Below are 22817 nucleotides of genomic sequence, written 5' to 3'. Positions count from 1 at the left end.
CCGGGACCGGCTCCCCCACCCCGGGGTCGGCGGCGTGGGGCGGGCGCGGGGCACTCGTGGTGGTGCTCAGGGTGTGAGGACGCCCATGCCGAGCAGCACGAAGACCAGGGCGCCCAGGGCGATGCGGTACCAGACGAACAGACTGTAGCTGCGCTCCGAGATGTAGTGCATGAACCAGCCGATGATCAGGTAGCCCACCGCAAACGCGATCAGCGTTGCCACCGCGGTCTGCCCCATGGTGTACATCCCCGCGGGAACCTTGCCCGCCAGGACCTTGTACAGCTCGTAGAGGCCCGAGGAGAACACCGCCGGGATGGCCAGCAGGAACGCGTAGCGAGCGGCGGCCGCACGGGTGTAGCCCATGAGCAGTCCCGCGGTGATCGTGCCACCGGAGCGGGAGACCCCGGGAATCAGGGAGAGCGCCTGCGCGAAGCCGAAGCCCACCGCGTGCTTCATGGTGAGGTCCTCCAGGTGGCGCTCCTGCTTGCCCACGTGGTCCGCGACCGCCAGGAAGATGCCGAAGAGCACCAGCATGGTGGCGGTGATCCAGAGGGAGCGGAACTGGGTCTCGATGAAGTCCTGCAGCAGCAGGCCCAGGATGCCGATCGGCAGCGAACCCAGGATGATGAACCACCCCATCCGGGCGTCGGGGTCCCTGCGGTCCATACGGCCGGCCAGGGACAGCGCCCAGTGCTTGATGATGCGCACGATGTCCCGCCAGAAGAAGATGATCACGGCGGTCTCCGTGCCCAGCTGAGTGATGGCGGTGAACGCCGCTCCGGGGTCGCCGCCGCCGGGCAGGAACTCCCCCACGATGCGCAGGTGCGCGGAGGAGGACACCGGGAGGAATTCGGTCAGGCCCTGCACGAGGCCGAGAATTATCGCTTCGATCCAGTTCACGCGACAACTGTACGGCACGCGAACCCCACCCCGACCGGTGCAACCGCTGGGAGGGGGCTGGACACGAGCAGGGCCCCCGTCCGTGGACGAGGGCCCTGCGTCACGTGGTGAGGGGGTGGCTCAGCGGGTGCCGGAGCGCCCGTCCGCCGCGTCGTCCTCGTCGTCGAAGTCGTCCTCGTCGATGAGGTCCTCGTCCATCATCTCGTTGTCCTCCAGGAGGTCGTCATCGTCCTCCTCGTCCTCGTCCTCGTCGTAGTCGAGGTCGTCGTCGTCATCGTCGTCGGCGAAGACGGTGAGGGGGGTGACCTCGTCGTGCGCGTCGTACAGCGCTTCCTCGTAGGCCTCGAAGGCGTTGGCGATGGCCACGTAGGCCTTGTCCACCGAGGGGTCCTCGTCCGAGCGCCGGTTGGCGGCTGCGGCGAGGTGCTCCTCGAGGGCGTTGACGAGCGATTGCAGGGCGGCGCGAGGATCGGTGCTCATGGAGTAGACGTTAGCCGTTATCGGAGCAGAATGGGAGCAATGAGAGAACAACGACTCAAGCGCACGACCGTCCCCGGGCACCCCACCATGACGGGCCGCGACGAGCGCTACGAATACCTGTCCCTCACGGTGGACCCCCGCGAGAAGCCCGCCGACGCGCGCACCCGCGTGGCGGAGCACGCCGAGTACGGCAAGTGGGAGCTCATGCGCTCCGCGGTGCTCTACGGCGGGGCCCGCCGCTTCGTGCTGCGTCGCCGGATCATACGCGTGGATCGCACGTTCTGAACGGGCGTTCCACCCGTCAGTCGGTCACCGGGCCCAGCAGGGAGGTGGCGGTGGCCGCGTGCACGGACTCCTCGTCCGAGGGGTGGTACATCCCGGCCAGCACGTCCCGGTACAGCCGCTCCAGCTCGGAGCCCCGCCTGTACTGGGACCCGCCCGAGGAGCGCAGCGCCAGGTCCACGACCTCCCGGGCGGCCTCGGTGGCGCGGTGCTTGACCCCGGAGAACAGGATGAACCAGCGCGGCCCGTGGGCGACCTCCCGGTCCGAGCCGAGGGCGTCCACGTCCGCGCACAGCTGCCGCAGCTGCAGCTCGATCCCGTCCCGCAGCACGCCCGCCCGGGCGATGTGGCGGCGGATGTCCGGATCCTTCGCGTACACGGCATCCTTCGCGAGTGAACGCCGGGTGCTCGTGATCTCCGCGGCCACCTCGATCGCCCGGTCCGCGATCCCGGTGTAGACCGCGGCGAGCAGCAGCTCGAAGCACCCGAAGATCCCCCACACCACGGGATCGGGGTTCGGACCCACGGGGGTGGTGGTCAGCAGGTCCGCCTCCCGCAGCGGGGCACCGTCCAGCACGGTGGTGCAGGACTGCGAGGCGCGCATCCCCAGCGCGTCCCAGTCCGCGCGGGTGCTGACCCCGGGGGCAGGGCTTCGGTGGTCCTCCCGGGTGAGGAATCCCACGAGGAGCCGCGCGGCGTCGTCGTCCTCCGTGGGTGCACCGCCGGGGGCGTCCGGTCCCTCGGCGCGGGCGTGCACGAGCAGCCGCGTCCAGCGCGGCGAGAGGGACGTGAAGATCTTGGTCCCGTGCAGCGCCCAGCCCCCGGTGGTGGGCTCGGCACGGGTGGTCGCGTCGAAGAGCACGGAGTCGTTGCCGGCCTCCGAGATGCTGAACGCGAAGACCTCCCCCGCCACGGCGTCCTCGAAGATCCGGCGCGCCCGCTCGTCCCCGCGCAGGTGCAGCGTGTAGCCGATGCCCACGATCACGTGGTGCATGTTGATCCCCAGGGCCGTGGCCGGTGCGGCCGTCGCGAGCCGCCGCTGGGCGCGGGCCGCCTGCTCCAGCGTGAAGCCCAGGCCGCCGAACTCCCGCGGCACCAGCATGAGCGGGTAGCCGATCTGCCGCAGCGCCTCGAAGTCCTCGTCGAAGAAGCGGTTCTCTCGGTCCACGTCCGCGGCGCGGCGGCGGATCTCGGCCAGCAGGTCCTCGGGGAGCAGGTCGGTCACGGGGTCCATCACGTGGTCCATCTCAGGGTCCTTCGGATCGGGGGTGTGTGCGGGTGTCGGTGCCCGGGGCGGGCGGGTGCGCGCGGTGCGCGGTGCGCCGGGGGACGACGACGGGCGGGAGCGTCGAGCGCGGACGGGAGCGTGCGGCGGCGTCGTCCCCGCTCCGTGCCGTGCTCAGTAGGTGCGCAGCAGCCGGTCCAGCACGCGGGAGCCGAATTCGAGCGAGGCCACGGGAACGCGCTCGTCCACGCCGTGGAACATGCCCGTGAAGTCGAGCTCGTCCGGCAGCTGCAGCGGCACGAAGCCGTAGCCGGTGATCCCCAGCGTGGACAGGGACTTGTTGTCGGTGCCGGCACCCAGCATGTAGGGCAGCACCACGGCGTCGGGGTCCTCGGCCTCCAGGGCGTCGACCATGACATCCACCACCGTGCCGGAGAACGGGACCTCCAGGGCGATGTCCTCGAACTCCGCCTCGATGCGCACCTTGTCCCCGGCGAGCTCCTGCAGCGTGGCGAGCACGTGCTCCTTCTGCTCGGGCAGGAAGCGCACGTCCACCGCGCCCTGGGCGGAGCCGGGGATCACGTTGGTCTTGTACCCGCCCTCGAGCACCGTGGGGTTCGACGTGTTCTGCAGGGTGGCTCCCACGAAGCGGGACACGGCGCCCAGCTCCCGCAGCAGCTGCTGCGGGTTCTGCGGGTCGAACTCCACGCCGGTGAGCTCCGTGACCTGGTCCAGGAACGCCCGCGTGGTCTTGGTGAGCTCCACCGGCCACGTGTACTGGCCGATGTTCGCCATGGCCCGGGACAGGTGCGTCACGGCGTTGTCCTCGTGCAGCCCGGAGCCGTGGCCCGCCTGGCCCTGCGCGTGGAGCTTGAGCCACAGCAGCCCCTTCTCCGCGGTCTGCAGCAGGTACGCCCGGCGCCCGCCGATGTTCGCGGAGAAGCCGCCCACCTCGCTGATCGCGTCCGTGACGCCCTCGAAGACCTCGGGGTGCTCGTGCACCATGTACTTGGAGCCGTAGCGCATGCCCGCCTCCTCGTCCGCGAAGAACCCGAAGACGATGTCGCGCCTGGGCACCGCCCCGGTGCGGCGCATGTGGCGCAGGACGGACAGCATCATGGCGTCCATGTCCTTCATGTCCACCGCGCCGCGGCCCCAGATCATGCCGTCCTTCAGCTCGCCGGCGAACGGGTCCACGGACCAGTCCTGGGCCATCGCGGGCACCACGTCCAGGTGGCCGTGCACCAGCAGGGCGTCCGCCGTGGGGTCCGAACCCTCCAGCCGGGTGAACACGTTGGCGCGGCCCGGGGCGGACTCGAAGTACTGGGTCTCCAGCCCCACCTCCTGGATCAGCTCGGCCACGTACTCGGCGGCCGCACGCTCCCCCTCGGCCTCGCCGCTGGAGTAGTTGGAGGTGTCGAAGCGGATGAGCTCCTGGCAGATCCGCGCGGTCTCCGCCTCGGGGGTGGAGGTGGTCTCGGTGGTCTCGCCCATGGCGCGGCTTCTCCTCACTCGTCGTGGACGACGCCGCCGCGCGGCCTTCCCGGGCCGTGCTCGCTCCCGGCACCGGCGGCGTCGCTGCTGCTCCCCACGGTAGTCCCCCGTGGAATTGGCAGGGTTCTCGGTTACCCTGAGTGGCACGAACCCCTGTGTTTCATGAGGACCCGTTGGAGGACACGATGACTGGAAACATCACGCTGATCGCCCGGACCGTGCCCAACCGCCGGGAGGTCACCGCGCCGAGCCGGCCCGTGACGGAGAGCGACTCCGCCGCCCTGGCCCAGCTGCTGGTGGAGGCCTACGGCACGCGGGTGGAGGGTGAGCAGGAGAAGGCTGAGGCCCTCGTGCGGGACGCATTCGACGGCAAGTACGGACCGTTCCTCGCGGAGCAGTCTCAGCTGATCGAGGACGAGGACGGCCATCCCGTGGCCGCCGCCATGGTCCTGGAACGCCGCAAGGACGACCGGCTCCCGGACGTGCCCTACCTCTTCGAGCTGTTCACGGCGTCGTCGCACCGCCGCCGCGGACTCGCGGAGCAGCTCGTGCGCCAGGTCATGGCCTCGCTGCACGAGAACGGCTACGAGGAGGTCTGCGTGCGCATCCCCGAGGACAACTCCGCGGCGCTCGCGCTGTACCTCACACTCGACTTCAACCGCTGGTCCCCCGAGCAGGACGAGATCTGAGCCGAGTGCTCGGACCGTGCGTCCGCCTGACCCGCGCCCTCAGCGCAGGTCGAGCTCCCTGCGTGCCGGAGGCTGCTGTGTCACATCCGTGTGCAGCGCCCACCGGACGGCCACCTCGACGAGCCGCAGACTCTGGGGGTCGTGCGTGGCAGTGGCGCCGGGGTGCCGGGCGTCCAGGACCTCGCCGGCGGCCGCGGCCTCGGCGTCCTCCAGGACGCGGGCCTCGCCCTCCAGCTGGACCTCCTCGGTGCCGTCCCGCATGAGGACCATGGAGATCCGCGGGTCCGAGGCGATGTTGGAGCACTTCCGGGAGGCCACGTTGGTCCCGAGCACAAGGTGTCCGGCCTCCGTGCCGGCCACGTGCACGTAGGCGGACTCCGGGTACCCGGTCCCGCTGTTGCTGGCCACCACGGCCGAGCCGGCGTCGGCCACGAAGCCCATCAGCCAGCGTGCATCCTCGGTGAGGTTGTTGCCCAGTTCGACCATCTCTGCCCCCGGTGGGTCGTCGCGGTTGCCGGTGCGGCACGTCCACCACCCACTGTAGGGCCGCGGTCCTGGGAGGTCACCGGGTGGGCACCGTGTCGTTCGAGGCCGCGCAGGCACTCCGGCGCCGGGCGTGCCGCTCCGGGGTTGACGGACGCCGACCAGGACCGCGGCCCGCCGGCCAGAACCGGGGCGCGGCAACCGGAATCCGAACGGCTCCCGTGGTGCGGGCACGACCTCCGGATGCTCAGAGCAGCGTTTGGACGGGCTCCACCAGGTGTGCGCCCTGTGACCGCACCGAGCCCACGTCCGTGCTCACGGGGTGCATCCGCCACTGGCCGGCCACGTCCAGGCTGTGCGCCACGGCGCGCTCCAGCAGGGCGCGAGTGTGGTCCTTGTCCTTCTCCGGCGCGATCCACTCGCGGGCAAAGTCCTCGCCCATGCCCATCGGGAGCCTGTTGTGCAGGGCGCCGAGCGCGGTGAGGTTCGGGTCCGCGGAGTCGGGGTCCGGTGCCTCACGGGTGAGGATCGAGCACGACAGCAGCCACTGCCCCGGGGCATCATCCTGGGCGGCCCGGCCGGGGCGCGACTGTCCCGGACGGGCGGCGTCCTCGGAGCCCGCGGGGATCCGCCACCACTCGTAGATCCCGGCGAACCAGATCGCGGAGCCGTCCTGCGGGTGCACGAAGTACGGCTGCTTCCGGCCCCGCCCCGAGGCGGGGGCCTGCCACTCGTAGTAGCCGTCCGCGGCGATCGCACAGCGCCGGGCGGTGATCGCCGCGCGGAACGAGGGCTTCTCCATCACGGTCTCCGACCGGGCGTTGAACATCTTGGAACCCATCGAGATCTGCTTGGCCCACGAGGGCACCAGGCCCCACCGGGCGGCGTGGATCTCCGGGAGCAGCTGACCGTCCTCGGTGAGGCGCTCGAGCAGGACGGGCACGGTGTGGGTGGGGGCCACGTTCCAGTTCGGCTCCGCCCCCTCGCCGATCGAGTCGTCCACCCGCGCGTCGAAGGGCAGGGCCAGCTGGCCGGGGGTCCTGGCGATCACATAGCGCCCGCACATGCCGCGCTCCTCTCCGTGGAGGTCATCGAGAGCCCGACGACCGCGTCACCGGGCCGTAGCCCATGTACGTGGCATAGCGGTCGTAGACCCCCATGAGGGCCTCCTCGACCTCGGCCACCGTGGTCCCGGGACGCACGTCCGCCACGCAGCCGGCCGTGGCCGGTTCCCACGGCACGTCCAACGCGGCGTAGACCTCCTCGAGCACGCTGCGCAGCGGTTCCGACTCCTCGACCACGAGCACCGTGGAGAAGTACCACGCTCCGGCCACCACGCGCTGCGCGGTGCCCGCGAGCTTCACGGGCCGCGCTGGATCCGCCGCGGTGCCGGGCGCGTGCACGCTGTACTCCCCGGCGCAGTACTCGCCCGGGATCTCCCCCACCTCGGCAGGGATCTCCAGCTCCTCCAGAGCCGCCACGATCATGTCCCCGAACAGCCGGTAGCGGTCCTGGATGCCCGTCTTGGGGTCCGGGTCCGGTTCCACGTGGTCGATGACCAGGCACCCGCCGTGGTAGGCCGCCGCACGGCCGCCCACGCGGCGCACCAGAGGGGTGAAGGCGGCGTCGTGCGCGGCCTGGCTGGCCCGGGAGAAGCCCGGGTTCAGCTCGTCGCGGCGCCCGAACGCCACCGTGGGACGCGGCTGGTACACGCGCAGCACGGGTTCGGTGGTGCCGCCGCGGGCGGCGTCGAGGATGGAGAGGGCGCGGCGGTAGTCCTGCTCGGCGCCCAGGGACTCGCGCTGACGTATGAGTTTCATGCTGCCGCCAACTCTAGTGCAGGCGTGCGGCGAGCCGCCGGTCCCGAGCGGGGCGGGCTCAGGCGCCGGTGTGGACCAGGCGCGCCCCCGCAGTGGCACCGGACGCGCGAGCCGGCGTCTCCGCGGCTACCCGGGATGCTGCGGCCAGAGGTCCGTGCGCCGCGGCCGCGACGATCGCGGTCTTGAGGACGTGCGGGTCCTCGAGCAGGTCCCGGGACTGGTTGAGGGACGTGAGCACCCGCCACGCCATGGGCACGCCCCCGCGGGACATGTACCGGTTGACGTGGCGGACGGCGGCGTTCCACCGCCGGCGCTGGTCCCGGGTCAGCTCGTGGCCCTCCAGCTCGTCGAGCCACCCGCGGGCACCCGCGTAGACGCGCGTGACGAGCTCGCGCTCGAACGCCTCCACGGTGCCGGTCCCCCGCACCAGACGGTTCAGTGCGGTCAGTTCTGCCACGGACATCGCGGCTTTCACGGTGGTTGCAGTGCGCATGACGTCTCAGCCCCCCTGAGATTGTGACCGTGGTGAGGGCGCGTCAGGGCGCCCTCACCACGGTTGTCGAACCAGCCCTGCCGGCCGGACGCTCCCCCCGGATCGTCCTGCGGCCAGCGGTCTCTCCCCTTGCGTACTCAGTGTAGGCAGGTCCGCGCGGGGCTTCACAGTCGCACATTGGGGGACGACGCCGCACGGTTGTCCCCCGGAGGGCACCCGTCCGCGGCGGGGCGGGGACGACGGAGGCCGCGACGGTCATCCGTCGCGGCCTCCGCTCGAGGGGTCATCCGAGAGGGCTCAGAAGTCCCAGTCCTCGTCCTCCGTGTTCACGGCCTTGCCGATCACGTAGGAGGAGCCGGAGCCGGAGAAGAAGTCGTGGTTCTCGTCCGCGTTCGGGGACAGGGAGGAGAGGATCGCCGGGGAGACGTCCGTCATCTCCCGCGGGAACAGCGCCTCGTAGCCCAGGTTGTTCAGGGCCTTGTTCGCGTTGTAGTGCAGGAACTTCTTGACGTCCTCGGTCCAGCCCACGGAGTCGTAGAGGGCCTCGGCGTAGGCCACCTCGTTGTCGTAGAGCTCGTCCAGCAGGTCGTAGGTGTAGTCCTTCAGCTCCTGCTGGCGTTCCGGCGTCTCCTGCAGCAGCCCCTTCTGGTACTTGTAGCCGATGTAGTAGCCGTGCACGGCCTCGTCGCGGATGATCAGCCGGATCAGGTCCGCGGTGTTGGTCAGCTTGGCGTGCGAGGAGAAGTACATGGGCAGGTAGAAGCCGGAGTAGAAGAGGAAGGACTCCAGCAGCGTGGAGGCCACCTTCTTCTTCAGCGGGTCGTCACCCTTGTAGTAGCGCAGGACGATGTCCGCCTTGCGCTGCAGGTGCTCGTTCTCCTTGGACCAGCGGAACGCCTCGTCGATCTGCTTCATGGAGGACAGCGTGGAGAAGATCGAGGAGTAGGACTTCGCGTGCACGGACTCCATGAACGCGATGTTGGTGTACACCGCCTCCTCGTGCAGGGTCTTCGCGTCCGGGATGAGCGAGACGGCCCCCACGGTGCCCTGGATGGTGTCCAGCAGGGTCAGACCCGTGAAGACCTTCATGGTGAGGTCCTGCTCCTCGGCGGTGAGGGTCTTCCAGGACTGCACGTCGTTGGACAGCGGCACCTTCTCCGGGAGCCAGAAGTTGGAGGTCAGACGGTCCCAGACCTCGGTGTCCTTCTCGTCCTGGACGCGGTTCCAGTTGATGGCCTCCGCCGGGTGGCGGAGCAGCTCGACCTGTTCGGTGGTCATGGCGGCGCAGACTCCTTCGTAGCTGGCTGTTTCCCGGTGCGCACGTGGGAAGACCGTCCCGCGGTCTCGTACCACAAGGGGCTGGCGGGGGCCGTGCAGGGGGATCTCCCAGGGTACTCCACCCGCACGCGGGTCCATGCCGCGTTTCCGGAGTCGATGCCAGGGCTGTTTTCTGAGGGCGAACTCCCCCGCGAACCTCTTCCCCCGGGGTGGTCACGGCATGCAGGATGGCTCACATGCCTACCCGCAACCGGGATGGCGACTCGAGCGAAAGGATTCTGATCATGCCTGATTTCGGAGGACTCGCAGACAAGGCCAAGGACATGGCCGGTGGCCACGAGGACCAGGTCAACCAGGGCATCGACAAGGCCGGCGACACCGTGGACGAGAAGACCGGCGGCAAGTTCGAGGGCCAGGTCGACCAGGGTCAGGACGCCGTGCGCGGCCACCTCGGCGGCAACGAGTAGTTCCCGCCCACCCACCAAGAACGGGGTCCCTTCCGATCGGAAGGGACCCCGTTCTTCGTGCCGACCCGGCAGCTCGGATCAGGCCTCGTCGGCCTCGCGTGCCAGGGCCGTGAGGCGTGAGACCGCGCGGTAGTACTTCTTCTGGTACCCGCCGGCCATCATCTCCTCGGTGAAGACCTGGTCGAACGGCACGCCCGTGGAGAGGATCGGCAGGTCGCGGTCGTAGAGCCGGTCCGCGAGCACCACGAAGCGCAGTGCCACGGCCTGCTGGTCGATCGTGCGCACACCGCGCCACGCGATCGCGTCCAGATCCTGGATGAGGGCCCGGTAGCGGGAGGGGTGCACGCGGGAGAGCTGGTCCACGAGCGCGTCGAAGTCGTCCACGGCGACCCGCCGACCCGCGAAGTGCTGCTCCACGGCGGCGTCGAGGGCGGCGTCGTCGGCCAGGGGGGACGGCGCCTCCGGCAGGCCGCGGTGGCGGTAGTCCTCGCCGTCGATGCGCACCACCTCGAACTGCGAGGACAGCACCTGGATCTCGCGCTGGAAGTCCTGCGCCGCGAACCGACCCTCTCCCAGGGAGCCCGGAAGCGTGTTGGACGTGGCCGCGAGCTTGACACCGGCGTCCGCGAGCTCGCGCATGAGCCGGGACATCAGCACGGTGTCCCCGGGGTCGTCCAGCTCGAACTCGTCGATGCACACGAGCGAGTACTCCTTGAGGGCGTCCACCGTGCGCCGGAACGTGAGCGCGCCCACCAGGTTGGTGTACTCCACGAACGTGCCGAACGCCTTGGGGCCGGGCACCGCGTGCCACAGGGACGCCAGCAGGTGGGTCTTGCCCACGCCGAAGCCGCCGTCCAGGTAGATGCCCTGGGCCGCGGTGGGGGCCTTCTGTCCGCCGAAGAACTTGGAGAAGAAACCGCCGCCGCCCCCGGCACTGCGCCCGGAGACACCCGCCGCGAAGGCCTGGAGCTTCTGCACGGCCTCCGCCTGCGAGGGCTGGGAGGGATCCGGGCGGTAGGTGTCGAAGGACACCTCCCCGAAACGCTCCGAGGGCCGGAAGCCGTCCAGCAGTTCATCGGCCGAGACGCGCGGGTTGCGGTCGACGAGGTGTTCGATCTGAGTGCTCACGTGTGCAGGGCCTCCCGACCGGGACCCGGTGCGCCGACCACCGCGGCGCGTCCGGAGCCGGTCCTGTAGCGGACGGACGACGGCGAGGTGCCCGAGCACCCCGTTTCACCCCCGATGCTACCGCTCAGCCCGTGGTGAACACCGTGACCGCGCGTGACCTGCCCGGCAGGCCCGGTATGCGCGCGGTGCGCGCCCAGCACTACGCTGGGGACCGAGAAGCGCCCGGGACTCCGGGCGTCACGCGCACGACAGCACGAGGACAAGGAGAACCCTCCCCATGGCTGCAGATGCAGAGCACAACGAGGCCTTCGCGCAGTACGCGCACCCCGAGCGGCTGGTCTCCACCCAGTGGGTGGCCGAGCACGCGGGCGAGCCGGGCGTCGTCGTCGTCGAATCCGACGAGGACGTCCTGCTGTACGAGACCGGTCACGTTCCCGGCGCGGTGAAGGTGGACTGGCACACCGAGCTCAACGACCCCGTGACCCGCGACTACGTGGACGGCGAGGGCTTCGCGCGGCTCATGAAGGCCAAGGGCATCCACCGCGAGGACACCGTGGTGGTCTACGGGGACAAGTCCAACTGGTGGGCGGCCTACGCCCTGTGGGTGTTCACGCTGTTCGGCCACCAGGACGTCCGTCTCATGGACGGCGGCCGGGACAAGTGGATCGCCGAGGGCCGTGAGCTCACCACCGAGCGCACCGAGGTGACGCCCGCGGACTACCCGGTGGTCGAGCGGGAGGACGCCCCGATCCGCGCGTACCGCGAGGACGTGCTGGCGGCGCTGGGCACCACCCCGCTGATCGACGTGCGCTCCCCGCAGGAGTACACGGGTGAGCGCACGCACATGCCGGACTACCCCCAGGAGGGCACGCTGCGCGGCGGGCACATCCCCACCGCGGCGTCCGTCCCGTGGGCCCGGGCCGCCGCCGAGGACGGCACGTTCCGGTCCCGCGACGAGCTCGAGGCCATCTACCGGGACGAGGTGGGGCTGACCCCCGGCGAGGACGTGATCGCGTACTGCCGCATCGGCGAGCGCTCGTCCCACACGTGGTTCGTGCTCACCCACCTGCTGGGCTTCGAGAACGTGCGCAACTACGACGGCTCGTGGACCGAGTGGGGCAACGCCGTGCGCGTTCCCGTGGCCCAGGGCGAGGAGCGCGGCGAGGCCCCGGGAGCCGCCCGATGAGCGCCCAGGACCTTCCCGCCCAGCTCGCCGAGCTCGTCACCGAGTTCCACGAGGTCCCCGAGCCCGACAAGCTGCAGCTGCTGCTGGAGTTCTCCCGCTCCCTGCCCGAGCTGCCCTCCCGGCTGGGTGAGCACCCCGAGGAGCTCGAGCAGGTCACGGAGTGCCAGTCCCCGCTGTTCCTCACCGTGGAGCTGGACGGCACCGGTCCCCAGGCCCCGGTGCAGCTGTTCTTCTCCGCCCCGGCCGAGGCGCCGACCACGCGCGGCTTCGCCTCGATCCTGCACGAGGGTCTCAACGGGCTGCCGGCCGATCAGGTGCTGGCCGTCCCCGACGACCTCCCGGAGCGTTTCGGGCTGACGTCGCTGGTGTCCCCCCTGCGCATGCGGGGGATGTCCGCGATGCTCGGGCGGATCAAGCGCCGGATCACGGCCCTGCAGGCCGCCTGAGCCGACTGCCGTCCCACTGCGCGAGCCGCCCCGGTCCAGGGGCGGCTCGCGCCGTGTCCGGGTGCGTTCCCGCGGGGTCGCACACCCTGCCGTGCGCTCAGGCGCCCCCGGGGTCCTGCCTCAGGACCGCGCCCAGCCAGTCGCTGATCGCCCGCTCGTAGCGCTTGCGGTCGATGTTCCACTCCTTGGTGTGCCGGGCACCGGAGAAACCCACGAAGTCCACGTGCGGACTCAGGTTCGCGAGCTTCACCGAGCCCGCCACGGGCACCACCTCGTCGTCCGTGGAGTGCAGGATCAGGGTGGGCGTGGTGATGTCCTCCCAGCGGGAGAGCCAGTCCAGGGCGTGCAGGTCCAGGGGTGCCGCCAGGCCCGTGATGCGAGGGCCCATGCGGTGGGAGATCATGTCGGCGGCCAGGCGACCCACCCGGCGCGGGATCCGGTGGATGCGGGTCTGGTGGGCCAGCAGCTCGTACCAGTCCACCACGGGCCCCGTGAGCACCAGAGCGCGGATGCGGTCACGGTACCGGGTCAGCTCGGTGGTGCGCAGCACGATCGCCCCGCCCATGGACCAGCCGAAGAGCACCACGTCCGAGGCGCCGTGCTCCAGGGCGTACTCGATGCCCGCCTGGATGTCCTCCCACTCCGTGAACCCGAGCCCGTACCTGTTGTCCTCGGTGGCCGGAGCCTCCTGGTCGTTGCGGTAGGAGAGGATCAGGCAGTGCAGGCCCAGCTGGTGGGCCACGCGCGCTCCGCGGATGCACTCGGGGCGCTGGGCGCCGCGTCCGTGGACCATGACCGCCCACGTCCCGCCGTGCTCGGCCCGTGCGGTGTCCCCGTCCGCGGGGATCACCCACGCCGGGGCGGGGCCGAGGTCCGTGGGGATCCGCACCTTGCTGTAGGCCAGGCCGGCGTCCGACGGGCGCGCGTACACGGTGCCCGTCCAGAACCCGCGCTTGCCCACCGCGAGCTCACCGCGGTAGACGCGCTCCACGATGCGTGTGACCGTGCCACCGGTCTGCCGCACCACGAAACCGATCCGGGCCAGCCCCGCGCCGTCGTCGAAGCGCAGTGCGTAGGTGCCGGCCACACGGGTGTCGGAGGTGGCGGGCAGCGTGATCAGCTGCTGCTCCGAGTTCGGATCGCGCTCGAGCTTGAGCACCGTGACGTTTCCCGGCCGTGTGGACGTGGTGACCACGTGGCGGGCCACGAGGGCCGCGGCGCCCCCGGACAGGGCGAACGTGGCCGACGCCGCGCCGATGCCGACACCCGCTCCGACCAGCGCACCGTGGCGCCAGGATCGTGAGGACTCGGTGTCGTGGGTGCTCCGCAGGGCCATGGCGCCATTCTGGCACGCCCGCTCTCCCGGCCCACCCCCGCGCGCGGCGGGCATAACGGGCGCGGCGTCGTCGTTGGAACGAGCGACCACCACACCCAGGAGAGGGAGGTACACCGTGGACGCGAATCACGAGACCCAGCACGAGGAGACCGGGACGGCGTTGACGCCGGAGGCGGCGGCGGCCCGCACCGACGCCCAGTGGCGGGAGCTGCTGAGCCCCGCCGAGTACCACGTGCTGCGCCAGGCCGGCACCGAGCCGCCGAACTCCGGCGAGTACGTGGAAACCACCACCGAGGGCGTCTACGAGTGCCGCGCGTGCGGGGCGGAGCTGTTCCGTTCCGAGACCAAGTTCGCTTCCCACTGCGGCTGGCCCTCGTTCTTCGCGCCGCTGGCCGAGGACAGGGTGCGCTACATCGAGGACACCACGATGGGCATGAAGCGTGTGGAGGTCCGCTGCGCCACGTGCGACTCCCACCTGGGCCACGTGTTCGAGGGCGAGGGCTACGGCACGCCCACCGATCTGCGGTACTGCATGAACTCGGTGTCGTTGCGCCTGGTCCCCGGGCGCTGAGACGCCCGGGCCACTGCGCCCGGACCCGCAGCGACCCGCGCGCACGACACGACACCAAACGCGCTGTCACGTCCGGCGGTGTGGTTACTGTGACCTTGTGGGAGCGGTGACCGAGCTGATGAGCACTCCGGACGTGTTCCGCGCAGTCGTGCGGGCCCTGGAGACTGCCCGGTTCCGCCCGGAGATCACCCTGAGCAGGATCGCGCCACCCAGGGGTTTGGCCCCGCACGCCATCTCTTTCGCCGCAGAGGTCGGGCACCCGCCCACTGCGGGCGGAACCGAGTTCGACGCCGCGCCGCGCGAAGCACCGGCCTCCGGGCGCTTCGTGGTGCTGTACGACGAGTCCTGCCCGGAACCCTGGCAGGGGCCCTTCCGGATCGTGAGCTGGTTCCGGTCCCGGATGGACACCGAGATGGGCCGCGACGAACTGCTCACGGACGTCAGCTGGTCCTGGCTCACGGACACCCTGTCCGAGCACGGGGCCCAGTTCACCGCCGAGGGCGGCACCGCCTCCCGGATCGTGGAGCGCCACTACGGGAGCCTCACGGACCGGGCCGACGTGGCCCAGGTCGAGGTGCGTGCCTCCTGGACGCCAGTCCCCCGCACCGGAATTCCCCACTGGGCCCAGTCGCACCTGCACGCGTGGGCCCAGGTACTCTGTACTGCTGCAGGGCTGCCCCCGCGCCACGACGACGTGGCGTTCGTGTGAGCACCACCGGGGCCCGACACTGATCCCAGACTGCCCGACGGCGCGGAGCCGGTTCCGCCGCCGTCGCACCACCGTACGAGGAACCTCTCATCAACAGACACGCCGACGATCCCACTCCCGCTCGTGAACCCGGTCCCGCCGAGATCGTGGTCCCGGGCTTCGAGCACCTCGCCGTCCCCGCGACCGTGCACCTCAACGGTCCCGCGGAGGGCCTGCCCCGCGTGGTGGACACCGCGCGGGGTCTCACACGCGCGGCCGAGCAGCTTGCCGATGCCACGGGCCCGGTGGCCGTGGACACCGAGCGCGCCTCCGGTTTCCGCTACGGCCAGCGTGCGTTCCTCGTTCAGCTGCGCCGTGAAGGAGCGGGCACCATCCTGATCGACCCCGAGGCGGTGGGTTCCCTCGCGCAGGTGGACGAGGCGCTGCGCGGCGTAGAGTGGGTGCTGCACGCGGCCACCCAGGACATGCCGTGCCTCGCGGAGCTGGACATGCGACCGGACCGGCTCTTCGACACCGAGCTGGGCGGACGGCTGCTGGGTCTGCGCAAGGTGGGGCTCGCCTCGATGACCGAGGAGCTGCTGGGCTTCACGCTCTCCAAGGAGCACTCGGCCGTGGACTGGTCCCAGCGTCCGCTGCCGGTGGACTGGCTCAACTACGCCGCCCTGGACGTGGAGGTGCTCGTGCAGCTGCGCTGGGCCACCGAGGACCGGCTGGTCGAGGCCGGGAAGCTGGACTGGGCACTCGAGGAGTTCGAGCACGTGCGCTCCACACCCCCTCCCCCTCCTCGGCAGGACCCCTGGCGGCGCACCCACGGGCTCGGCAACGTGCGCGGTCGGCGCAAGCTGACCGCCGTGCGCAATCTCTGGCAGGCGCGCGAATCCCTCGCGCAGCACAAGGACATCGCGCCCACCCGGCTGCTGCCGGACTCCGCGATCGTCGCCGCCGCCAACGCGATGCCGCGCACCGTCCCCCAGCTGATGTCCACCCCCGGTTTCCACGGCCGCCTGGCCTCCCGCGAGGCCACCCGCTGGCTCGCGGCCGTGCAGGAGGCGCGGCTCACCGAGGAGCCCGTGCCCGCGACCGTGCCCTCCGCCGCGCTGCCCCCCGTCAAGGGGTGGGAGACCAAGCGGCCCGAGGCCTCCGAGCGTCTGAAGGCCCTCAAGCCCGCGGTCGCCGAGCTCGCGGCCCAGCTCCACCTGCCCACGGAGAACCTGCTCACGCCCGAGCACCTGCGGCGCTTCTGCTGGCAGCCGCCGCGTTCCACGTCCGACGACGCCGTGGCCGAGCGCCTGCGTGAGCTCGGCGCCCGCTCGTGGCAGGTGGAGCGGGTGGCTCCGGTCATCGGCGCCCACTGGCGGGACCTGCGCTCACGACGGCGCGCGGAGCGCTCCGATGCCCAGTGCATCGATTCGCAGGACGCCGATCCGCAGGACTGAGCGCGTCGCCCCACCCCCGGGGCCGGACACGACGACGGCCGCGCACCGAGGTGCGCGGCCGTCGTCGTGGGATGACGCCGAGGCGTTGCCCGTCCGTCAGGACGTCAGTTCTTCATGTCCTTGGCGTCCGGCGCGGGGTGCGCCGGCTCCATGTCCACGTCCTTCTCCGTGGTCACGGGCTTGGGAAGGTCGTTCTTGGAGCCCGTGGAGGTGGCGCTCTGCGCCTTGTCCTTCGCCGCAGCGGCGCCACCCTGAGCCTTGTCCTTGACGGTGGCCGCGCCCTCGGACGCCTTGGAGGTCACGGTGTCCGTGGCCTTCTGCGCACCCTCGGCGATCTTGCCGCCCACCACGGGGACCTCGGACTTGACCCACTCGGTGCCCTCGGAGACCTTGGACTGGACCTTGGGGTCGTTCCAGGTGTTGATGGCGCTCTCGCGCAGGGACTCGTAGCTCTTCCGCCCGGACGCGGATCCGACCACGAACCCGATTCCGAAACCGGCCACAAATGCAAGACGCTTGATCATCGTGTCTCCTTCTCGTTTCCGCGGACCGATCGGACCGGACCGCTGCTGGTCATCATGGTACTGACAGAATCTGGTGGAATGCTCCGCCCACGCCGAAAGGGTCCCGGACGCCGCGCCGTCCTAGGATGAATGGCAACAGCTCAGAGAGGATGCTCCATGACACCGCAGTCCCCGGACCACGATTCCACCACCCCGCACGGCAGCCGTGCGGACAACTGGCAGGATGCCACCCGCGAGGCCTCGGGTGGGGTTCCCACGCGCCGGCGGGCCGTGGGCATGGCGGGTGTGGCCGCAGCCGGTGCGCTGGCCCTGAGCGCGTGCGGCAGTGACGACCAGGCGGAGTCCACCCCGTCGCCCACCGGTCCGAGCTCTCCCACGGACGTGGGCGCCGCCTCGGAGATCCCCGTGGGCTCCGGGATGAAGGTGGATCAGGACGGACTCCAGGCCGTGGTCGGCCACCCCCAGGAGGGCACCTTCACCGCGTACTCCCCCGTGTGCCCACACCAGGGCTGCACGGTCAACCCGGCCAAGAAGCAGTTCGTGTGCCCGTGCCACAGCTCGGCGTTCGACATGGCCACCGGCGACGTCACCGGTGGCCCCGCCGAGTCAGGGCTGAGCCCCTACCCCGTGAAGGTCGAGAACGGCCGCATCATCGTGGGCTGAGGCCCGGGCCTCACTGTTCGCGGCCCGCGTCCCGCGCCGGGTCCCCGGCGCCCGGGGTGCGGGTCACGGGCAAGGCCTGCGCGGCGTCGTCGTGGGCGGGTCGGGCGTACGGGACCTTGGTGCCGAGCACGGACGCCAGGGTGTCCTGGGCGATGCGCTGCGCGGTGAGACCCGTGTGCTGCAGGATCTGGTCCCGGCTCGCGTGCTCCAGGAACTCCGTGGGCAGGCCCACCTCGTTCAGCGCGGTGTCCACCCCGTGCGCACGCATCTGCTGGCGGATGAGGGAACCGATGCCGCCGGCACGCACCCCGTCCTCGATGACCACCACGATCCGGTGGCGCGCCGCGGTCTCCACCACGGAGTCCGCCACGGGCAGCACCCAGCGCGGATCGAGCACGGTGGATGAGACGCCGTGGGCGGCCAGCCGCTCGGAGACGTCCAGGGCCATGACGCACATGGCACCCACGCCCACGATCAGCACGTCCCGCTGCTCCTGCTCCGGACCAGCGCCCTCCCCGTTGCGGGCGAGCACGTCCACGCCGTCCGCCAGGCGCTCGAGCGCGGGCAGCGGGCTGCCGACAGCACCCTTGGGGTAGCGCACCACGGTTGGGGCGTCGGACACGGCCACCGCCTCGCGCAGCTCCTCGACCATCGTGGCCTCGTCACGCGGTGCCGCGAGGTGGAGCCCCGGAACGATCTGCAGCAGGGCGAGGTCCCACATGCCGTGGTGGCTGGGGCCGTCCGGGCCCGTGACACCCGCGCGGTCCAGTACCACCGTGACGCCGGCCCGGTGCAGGGCCACGTCCATGAGCAGCTGGTCGAAACCGCGGTTGAGGAACGTGGCGTAGAGACCCACCACGGGGTGCAGGCCACTGAAGGCCATGCCCGCGGCCATGGTCAGGGCGTGCTGCTCCGCGATCCCCACGTCCACCACGCGGTCCGGGTGCGCGAGCTGCATCTTCTGCAGCCCCATGGGGATCAGCATGGCGCCGGTGATCCCCACCACGTCCTCGCGGTCGTCGGCGATCGCGGCGATCTCGTCGCGGAACACGTGGGTCCATGTCCGGGCCGAGGCCGTCCCGGTGGGTTTGCCCGTCTCGGGGTCGATCACCGGAACGGAGTGGAACTGGTCGTTCTCGTCCAGCCGCGCCGGCAGGTAGCCGTGGCCCTTCTCAGTGATCGCGTGCACGATCACCGGCCCGCCGAAGTTGCGGGCGTTGGTCAGCGCCTGCTCCATGGCCCCGAGGTCGTGGCCGTCCACCGGACCCACGTACTTCATGCCGAGGTCCTCGAAGATGCCCTGCTGGACCACCACGTCCTTGATGCCCTGCTTCATCCCGTGCAGCCCGCGGTAGACGGCCTGGCCCAGGTGCCCGGACGCGGTCAGCATGTGCTTGGCCCGGTCCAGCGTCTGCTCGTAGCGGCGGTCCGTGCGCACCGCGTCCACGCCCTGCTGCACGCTGGCCTGCAGGTCCTTGAGGTGGTTGGCGAACCCACCCACGGTGGGGGCGTAGGAGCGGCCGTTGTCGTTGACCACGATCACGACCTTGCGGTCCCGGTCCGAGGCGATGTTGTTCACGGCTTCCCAGGCCATGCCCCCGGTCAGCGCACCGTCTCCGATCACGGCGACCGTGTGCCGGTCGCTCTGGCCCGTGAGCGCGTAGCCGCGGGAGATCCCGTCCGCCCAGGAGAGGGAGGAGGACGCGTGGGAGGACTCCACGATGTCGTGCTCGGACTCCGCCCGGGAGGGGTACCCGGCCAGACCGCCCTCCTGCCGCAGGGTGCTGAAGTCCTGGCGCCCGGTGAGCAGCTTGTGCACGTAGGACTGGTGGCCGGTGTCGAAGACCACGGAGTCCGTGGGCGAGGAGAAGACGCGGTGCACCGCCATGGTGAGTTCCACGACGCCCAGGTTGGGTCCCAGGTGTCCCCCGGTGGCCGAGACGTTGCTGATCAGGAACGCGCGGATCTCCCCCGCCAGCTGCGCCAGCTGCCCGGCGTCCAGCCGCTTGAGGTCCTCGGGTCCCGCGATGCTCTCCAGAAGGGTCATTGCCTGCTCTCCGTGGTGTCTCGGCGCCTGTACCCCGTGCCGGCCGGGTGGTGGCTCGACCGGGGCTGTCGTGTGGGGGCACGGCGCCCGAATGCTCCGTCCGATCCTACTCGCACCCCGTGGGGCGCAGCGCACACGGCAACGGCCGGGACCCCCGGACAGGGGATCACCGGCCGTTGCTCGGGTGTGCCGTACGGGTCGCGCTACTTGGCGATCTGGCGCAGCACGTACTGCAGGATGCCGCCGTTGCGGTAGTAGTCGGCCTCACCCGGGGTGTCGATGCGCAGCACGGCGTCGAACTCCACGGTGGAGCCGTCCTCCTTGGCGGCAGTGACCTTCAGGGTCTTGGGGGTGGTGCCCTCGTTGAGAGCGGTCACCCCTTCGATCGAGAAGGTCTCCGTGCCGTCCAGGCCCAGGGAGTCCGCGGACTCGCCCTCGGGGAACTGCAGGGGCAGCACACCCATGCCGATCAGGTTGGAGCGGTGGATGCGCTCGTAGGACTGCGCGATCACCGCGCGCACACCCAGCAGGGAGGTGCCCTTGGCCGCCCAGTCGCGCGAGGAGCCGGAGCCGTACTCCTTGCCGCCCAGCACCACCAGGGGCACGCCGGCCTCCTGGTAGTTCATGGCGGCGTCGTACACCGCGGCCTGGGGGCCGCCGTCCTGGGTGAAGTCGCGGGTGAAACCACCCTCGACCCCGTCCAGGAGCTGGTTCTTGATGCGGATGTTCGCGAACGTGCCGCGGATCATGACCTCGTGGTTGCCACGGCGGGAGCCGTAGGAGTTGAAGTCCTTGCGCGCCACACCGTGCTCGGTGAGGTACTTGCCCGCGGGGGTGTCCGACTTGAAGGAGCCGGCCGGGGAGATGTGGTCCGTGGTGACCGAGTCGCCCAGCTTGAGCAGCACGCGGGCGCCCTCGATGTCCTCCACCGGGGTGGTCTCCATGGACATGCCCTCGAAGTACGGTGGCTTGCGCACGTAGGTGGACTCGGGGTCCCACTCGAACACGTCACCCGTGGGGGTGTCGAGGTTCCGCCAGCGCTCGTCGCCGTCGAAGATCGTGCCGTACTCGCGGTCGAACATCTCCGTGTCGATCGACGCGTCGATGATCTTCTGCACCTCGGTGGGGTCCGGCCAGATGTCCTTGAGGAACACGTCCTTGCCGTCCGAGTCCTGGCCCAGGGGCTCGTTCTCGAAGTCGAAGTCCATGGTCCCGGCCAGTGCGTAGGCGATGACCAGCGGCGGGGACGCCAGGTAGTTCATCTTCACGTCCGGGTTGATGCGACCCTCGAAGTTGCGGTTGCCGGAGAGCACCGAGGTGACCGAGAGGTCATTGTCCTGGATGGCCTGGGAGATCTCGGACTCGAGCGGACCCGAGTTGCCGATGCACGTGGTGCAGCCGTAGCCCACGATGTAGAAGCCCAGCTCCTCCAGCGCGGGGACCAGACCGGACTTCTCGTAGTATTCGGTGACCACGCGGGAGCCCGGGGCGATCGAGGTCTTGACCCACGGCTTGGCCCTCAGACCCTTCTCCGTGGCGTTGCGCGCCAGCACGGCCGCCGCCATCATCACGGACGGGTTGGAGGTGTTGGTGCACGAGGTGATCGAGGCGATCGACACCGCACCGTGGTCCAGCTCGAACTCGCGGCCGTCGGGCATGGTCACGGGAACGGTCTTCTCGGCGCGGTCGCGCAGCTGGGCGGCGGAGGCCTCCCGTGGCTCGTGCTCCGGGTCCTGCTCCTCGGCGGCGTCGTGGGACGGGGCGTCAGAGGCCGGGAAGGACTCCACCACGTTGGCGTCCACCTCCACGTTCTCGTCCTGCGCCACGTAGTTCACGAGGTCCTCGCGGAACTGCTCCTTGGAACGGGACAGCTCGATGCGGTCCTGGGGACGCTTGGGTCCGGAGATGGAGGGGACCACCGTGGAGAGGTCCAGCTCCAGGTACTCGGAGTAGCTGACCTCCTTGGCGGGGTCGTGCCACATGCCCTGTTCCTTGGTGTACGCCTCGATCAGGGCGATCTGCTCCTCGGAGCGGCCGGTGAGCTTCAAGTAGTCCAGGGTCACCTGGTCGATCGGGAAGATCGCGGCGGTGGAGCCGAACTCCGGGGACATGTTGCCGATCGTGGCGCGGTTGGCCAGCGGCACGGCCGCCACGCCCTCGCCGTAGAACTCCACGAACTTGCCCACCACACCGTGCTCGCGCAGCATCTCGGTGATCGTCAGCACCACGTCCGTGGCGGTGGCGCCAGCGGGGATCTCGCCGGTGAGCTTGAAGCCCACCACGCGCGGGATCAGCATGGAGATGGGCTGGCCCAGCATGGCCGCCTCGGCCTCGATGCCGCCCACGCCCCAGCCCAGCACGCCGATGCCGTTCTCCATGGTGGTGTGGGAGTCGGTGCCCACGCAGGTGTCCGGGTACGCACGCACGGTGCCGTCCACCTCGCGGGTCATGACCACGCGGGCCAGGTTCTCGATGTTGACCTGGTGCACGATGCCCATTCCGGGCGGGACGACCTTGAAGTCGTCGAACGCGGTCTGGCCCCAGCGCAGGAACTGGTAGCGCTCGCCGTTGCGCTGGTACTCGATGTCCATGTTGCGCTCGATCGCGTCGGCGGAGCCGAACTCGTCGATCTGCACGGAGTGGTCGATGACCAGCTCGGCGGGTGCCAGCGGGTTCACGCGGGAGGGGTCTCCCCCGAGGTCCGCAACGGCCTCACGCATGGTGGCGAGGTCCACGATGCAGGGCACGCCGGTGAAGTCCTGCATGATCACGCGACCAGGGGTGAACTGGATCTCCGTGTCGGGCTGGGCGCTGGGATCCCAGGACCCCAGGGCCTCGATGTGCTTGCTCGTGACGTTGGCACCGTCCTCGGTGCGCAGCAGGTTCTCGAGCAGGACCTTCAGGCTGTAGGGAAGCTTCTCGGCTCCCGCCACGGCGTTCAGTCGGAAAATTTCGTAGTCGGTGCCCTTGACGTTGAGAACGCCCTTGGCTCCAAAGCTGTCCACAGTCATGGTGTGGAACTCCTCTCGCCACCGTCGGTTGCGTTCCACGCACCGGGGCACCGGAGTGTCCCGCGCACGGGGAACGGTCCCTGCCAGTGTATCCCGTGCCACGTCCCACGCCCGTCATGACCACCCCGGGGAGCCCGCCCGGGCGGTCG

The 22817-nt window shown here is 70.5% G+C and carries 23 protein-coding genes; 9 read left to right on the top strand and 14 right to left on the bottom strand.

Going from position 1 to position 22817, the window contains the following annotated elements; genetic code table 11:
* Positions 1-66 precede the first annotated feature (66 nt).
* Together AABM36_RS07300 and AABM36_RS07295 are read right to left on the bottom strand one after the other, a co-directional pair.
* Positions 67-900: an undecaprenyl-diphosphate phosphatase gene (locus tag AABM36_RS07300; protein WP_423445533.1), complete on the bottom strand. Its 834-nt coding sequence runs from the start codon at positions 898-900 to the stop codon at positions 67-69.
* Positions 901-1020: 120 nt separating this feature from the next.
* Positions 1021-1380: a primosomal protein gene (locus AABM36_RS07295; RefSeq protein ID WP_423445531.1), complete on the bottom strand. Its 360-nt coding sequence runs from the start codon at positions 1378-1380 to the stop codon at positions 1021-1023.
* A gap of 39 nt (positions 1381-1419) precedes the next feature.
* Here AABM36_RS07295 and AABM36_RS07290 point away from each other — a divergent pair, with 39 nt between their 5' ends.
* A complete protein-coding gene (locus AABM36_RS07290) occupies positions 1420-1665 on the top strand; it encodes a DUF5703 family protein (protein WP_039101104.1) in 246 nt (81 codons plus the stop codon).
* A 16-nt stretch (positions 1666-1681) separates the two neighbouring features.
* On the opposite strand, the gene AABM36_RS07285 is transcribed toward AABM36_RS07290, so the two are convergent.
* Together AABM36_RS07285 and AABM36_RS07280 are read right to left on the bottom strand one after the other, a co-directional pair.
* A complete protein-coding gene (locus AABM36_RS07285; RefSeq protein ID WP_082019263.1) occupies positions 1682-2908 on the bottom strand; it encodes an acyl-CoA dehydrogenase family protein in 1227 nt (408 codons plus the stop codon).
* A 153-nt stretch (positions 2909-3061) separates the two neighbouring features.
* Positions 3062-4381, bottom strand: a complete 1320-nt coding sequence (locus AABM36_RS07280; RefSeq protein WP_423445528.1) for a M20/M25/M40 family metallo-hydrolase — start codon at positions 4379-4381, stop codon at positions 3062-3064.
* A gap of 185 nt (positions 4382-4566) precedes the next feature.
* Between AABM36_RS07280 and AABM36_RS07275 the strand changes: the two genes are divergently transcribed.
* Positions 4567-5070 carry a GNAT family N-acetyltransferase gene (locus AABM36_RS07275; protein WP_423445527.1) on the top strand — a complete coding sequence of 168 codons (504 nt, stop codon included), beginning with the start codon at positions 4567-4569 and terminating at the stop codon, positions 5068-5070.
* Positions 5071-5109: 39 nt separating this feature from the next.
* On the opposite strand, the gene AABM36_RS07270 is transcribed toward AABM36_RS07275, so the two are convergent.
* From AABM36_RS07270 to nrdF, 5 genes are all read right to left on the bottom strand, one after another.
* Complete coding sequence (locus AABM36_RS07270) at positions 5110-5556, bottom strand: pyridoxamine 5'-phosphate oxidase family protein (protein ID WP_423445525.1); 447 nt, start codon at positions 5554-5556, stop codon at positions 5110-5112.
* A gap of 244 nt (positions 5557-5800) precedes the next feature.
* Positions 5801-6619, bottom strand: coding sequence for an SOS response-associated peptidase (locus AABM36_RS07265; protein WP_423445523.1), 819 nt, complete (start codon positions 6617-6619; stop codon positions 5801-5803).
* Positions 6620-6641: 22 nt separating this feature from the next.
* Positions 6642-7373: a lipoate--protein ligase family protein gene (locus tag AABM36_RS07260; protein ID WP_423445521.1), complete on the bottom strand. Its 732-nt coding sequence runs from the start codon at positions 7371-7373 to the stop codon at positions 6642-6644.
* 58 nt (positions 7374-7431) lie between these two features.
* Complete coding sequence (locus AABM36_RS07255) at positions 7432-7866, bottom strand: hypothetical protein (protein ID WP_423445519.1); 435 nt, start codon at positions 7864-7866, stop codon at positions 7432-7434.
* Positions 7867-8163: 297 nt separating this feature from the next.
* Positions 8164-9144, bottom strand: coding sequence for a class 1b ribonucleoside-diphosphate reductase subunit beta (nrdF, locus tag AABM36_RS07250; RefSeq protein ID WP_019310658.1), 981 nt, complete (start codon positions 9142-9144; stop codon positions 8164-8166).
* A gap of 284 nt (positions 9145-9428) precedes the next feature.
* Between nrdF and AABM36_RS07245 the strand changes: the two genes are divergently transcribed.
* Entirely contained in the window at positions 9429-9611 is a 183-nt protein-coding gene (locus tag AABM36_RS07245) for an antitoxin (RefSeq protein ID WP_191872155.1), read from the top strand.
* Between the two features lie 78 nt (positions 9612-9689).
* On the opposite strand, the gene zapE is transcribed toward AABM36_RS07245, so the two are convergent.
* Complete coding sequence (zapE, locus tag AABM36_RS07240) at positions 9690-10739, bottom strand: cell division protein ZapE (RefSeq protein WP_423445517.1); 1050 nt, start codon at positions 10737-10739, stop codon at positions 9690-9692.
* Between the two features lie 277 nt (positions 10740-11016).
* Here zapE and AABM36_RS07235 point away from each other — a divergent pair, with 277 nt between their 5' ends.
* Positions 11017-11925 (top strand): sulfurtransferase, encoded by a 909-nt coding sequence (locus tag AABM36_RS07235; RefSeq protein WP_423445515.1) that lies wholly within the window; start codon positions 11017-11019, stop codon positions 11923-11925.
* Positions 11922-12371 (top strand): SufE family protein, encoded by a 450-nt coding sequence (locus tag AABM36_RS07230; RefSeq protein ID WP_423445513.1) that lies wholly within the window; start codon positions 11922-11924, stop codon positions 12369-12371. The genes AABM36_RS07235 and AABM36_RS07230 overlap by 4 nt, the downstream gene beginning before the upstream one ends.
* A gap of 97 nt (positions 12372-12468) precedes the next feature.
* Here the strand turns inward: AABM36_RS07230 and AABM36_RS07225 are convergent, their stop codons facing one another.
* Complete coding sequence (locus AABM36_RS07225; RefSeq protein ID WP_423445511.1) at positions 12469-13707, bottom strand: alpha/beta hydrolase family protein; 1239 nt, start codon at positions 13705-13707, stop codon at positions 12469-12471.
* Positions 13708-13822: 115 nt separating this feature from the next.
* Here AABM36_RS07225 and msrB point away from each other — a divergent pair, with 115 nt between their 5' ends.
* The 3 genes from msrB to AABM36_RS07210 all read left to right on the top strand — a co-directional run bounded on the left by msrB (position 13823) and on the right by AABM36_RS07210 (position 16423).
* Positions 13823-14278: a peptide-methionine (R)-S-oxide reductase MsrB gene (gene msrB / locus AABM36_RS07220; protein ID WP_423445509.1), complete on the top strand. Its 456-nt coding sequence runs from the start codon at positions 13823-13825 to the stop codon at positions 14276-14278.
* Between the two features lie 97 nt (positions 14279-14375).
* Positions 14376-14987, top strand: a complete 612-nt coding sequence (locus tag AABM36_RS07215) for a DUF3000 domain-containing protein (RefSeq protein WP_145000602.1) — start codon at positions 14376-14378, stop codon at positions 14985-14987.
* Between the two features lie 146 nt (positions 14988-15133).
* A complete protein-coding gene (locus tag AABM36_RS07210; RefSeq protein ID WP_145000600.1) occupies positions 15134-16423 on the top strand; it encodes an HRDC domain-containing protein in 1290 nt (429 codons plus the stop codon).
* Between the two features lie 104 nt (positions 16424-16527).
* Here the strand turns inward: AABM36_RS07210 and AABM36_RS07205 are convergent, their stop codons facing one another.
* A complete protein-coding gene (locus AABM36_RS07205; RefSeq protein WP_145000598.1) occupies positions 16528-16947 on the bottom strand; it encodes a hypothetical protein in 420 nt (139 codons plus the stop codon).
* A 156-nt stretch (positions 16948-17103) separates the two neighbouring features.
* Here AABM36_RS07205 and AABM36_RS07200 point away from each other — a divergent pair, with 156 nt between their 5' ends.
* Positions 17104-17610 carry a Rieske (2Fe-2S) protein gene (locus AABM36_RS07200; RefSeq protein WP_145000596.1) on the top strand — a complete coding sequence of 169 codons (507 nt, stop codon included), beginning with the start codon at positions 17104-17106 and terminating at the stop codon, positions 17608-17610.
* A 10-nt stretch (positions 17611-17620) separates the two neighbouring features.
* Here AABM36_RS07200 and dxs read toward each other — a convergent pair whose 3' ends face one another.
* Positions 17621-19657: a 1-deoxy-D-xylulose-5-phosphate synthase gene (dxs, locus tag AABM36_RS07195; protein WP_145000594.1), complete on the bottom strand. Its 2037-nt coding sequence runs from the start codon at positions 19655-19657 to the stop codon at positions 17621-17623.
* A gap of 203 nt (positions 19658-19860) precedes the next feature.
* Positions 19861-22668 carry an aconitate hydratase AcnA gene (gene acnA, locus AABM36_RS07190; RefSeq protein ID WP_145000592.1) on the bottom strand — a complete coding sequence of 936 codons (2808 nt, stop codon included), beginning with the start codon at positions 22666-22668 and terminating at the stop codon, positions 19861-19863.
* Between the last annotated feature and the right edge of the window lie 149 nt (positions 22669-22817).

Origin of the sequence: Kocuria sp. KSNUG, from assembly GCF_049532735.1 — a bacterium.
GTDB lineage: Bacteria > Actinomycetota > Actinomycetes > Actinomycetales > Micrococcaceae > Kocuria > Kocuria rhizophila.
The sequence above is the reverse complement of the archived record's forward strand: the minus strand, read 5'-3'. Positions and strand labels throughout refer to the sequence as shown.

Coding starts and splice junctions, on each gene's coding strand:
- AABM36_RS07295 (WP_423445531.1), bottom strand. CDS start 1,380: ATGAGCACCGATCCTCGCGCCGCCCTGCAATCGCTCGTCAACGCCCTC.
- AABM36_RS07290 (WP_039101104.1), top strand. CDS start 1,420: ATGAGAGAACAACGACTCAAGCGCACGACCGTCCCCGGGCACCCCACC.
- AABM36_RS07285 (WP_082019263.1), bottom strand. CDS start 2,908: ATGGACCACGTGATGGACCCCGTGACCGACCTGCTCCCCGAGGACCTG.
- AABM36_RS07280 (WP_423445528.1), bottom strand. CDS start 4,381: ATGGGCGAGACCACCGAGACCACCTCCACCCCCGAGGCGGAGACCGCG.
- AABM36_RS07275 (WP_423445527.1), top strand. CDS start 4,567: ATGACTGGAAACATCACGCTGATCGCCCGGACCGTGCCCAACCGCCGG.
- AABM36_RS07270 (WP_423445525.1), bottom strand. CDS start 5,556: ATGGTCGAACTGGGCAACAACCTCACCGAGGATGCACGCTGGCTGATG.
- AABM36_RS07265 (WP_423445523.1), bottom strand. CDS start 6,619: ATGTGCGGGCGCTATGTGATCGCCAGGACCCCCGGCCAGCTGGCCCTG.
- AABM36_RS07260 (WP_423445521.1), bottom strand. CDS start 7,373: ATGAAACTCATACGTCAGCGCGAGTCCCTGGGCGCCGAGCAGGACTAC.
- AABM36_RS07255 (WP_423445519.1), bottom strand. CDS start 7,866: ATGCGCACTGCAACCACCGTGAAAGCCGCGATGTCCGTGGCAGAACTG.
- nrdF (WP_019310658.1), bottom strand. CDS start 9,144: ATGACCACCGAACAGGTCGAGCTGCTCCGCCACCCGGCGGAGGCCATC.
- AABM36_RS07245 (WP_191872155.1), top strand. CDS start 9,429: ATGCCTGATTTCGGAGGACTCGCAGACAAGGCCAAGGACATGGCCGGT.
- AABM36_RS07235 (WP_423445515.1), top strand. CDS start 11,017: ATGGCTGCAGATGCAGAGCACAACGAGGCCTTCGCGCAGTACGCGCAC.
- AABM36_RS07230 (WP_423445513.1), top strand. CDS start 11,922: ATGAGCGCCCAGGACCTTCCCGCCCAGCTCGCCGAGCTCGTCACCGAG.
- AABM36_RS07225 (WP_423445511.1), bottom strand. CDS start 13,707: ATGGCCCTGCGGAGCACCCACGACACCGAGTCCTCACGATCCTGGCGC.
- AABM36_RS07205 (WP_145000598.1), bottom strand. CDS start 16,947: ATGATCAAGCGTCTTGCATTTGTGGCCGGTTTCGGAATCGGGTTCGTG.
- AABM36_RS07200 (WP_145000596.1), top strand. CDS start 17,104: ATGACACCGCAGTCCCCGGACCACGATTCCACCACCCCGCACGGCAGC.
- dxs (WP_145000594.1), bottom strand. CDS start 19,657: ATGACCCTTCTGGAGAGCATCGCGGGACCCGAGGACCTCAAGCGGCTG.
- acnA (WP_145000592.1), bottom strand. CDS start 22,668: ATGACTGTGGACAGCTTTGGAGCCAAGGGCGTTCTCAACGTCAAGGGC.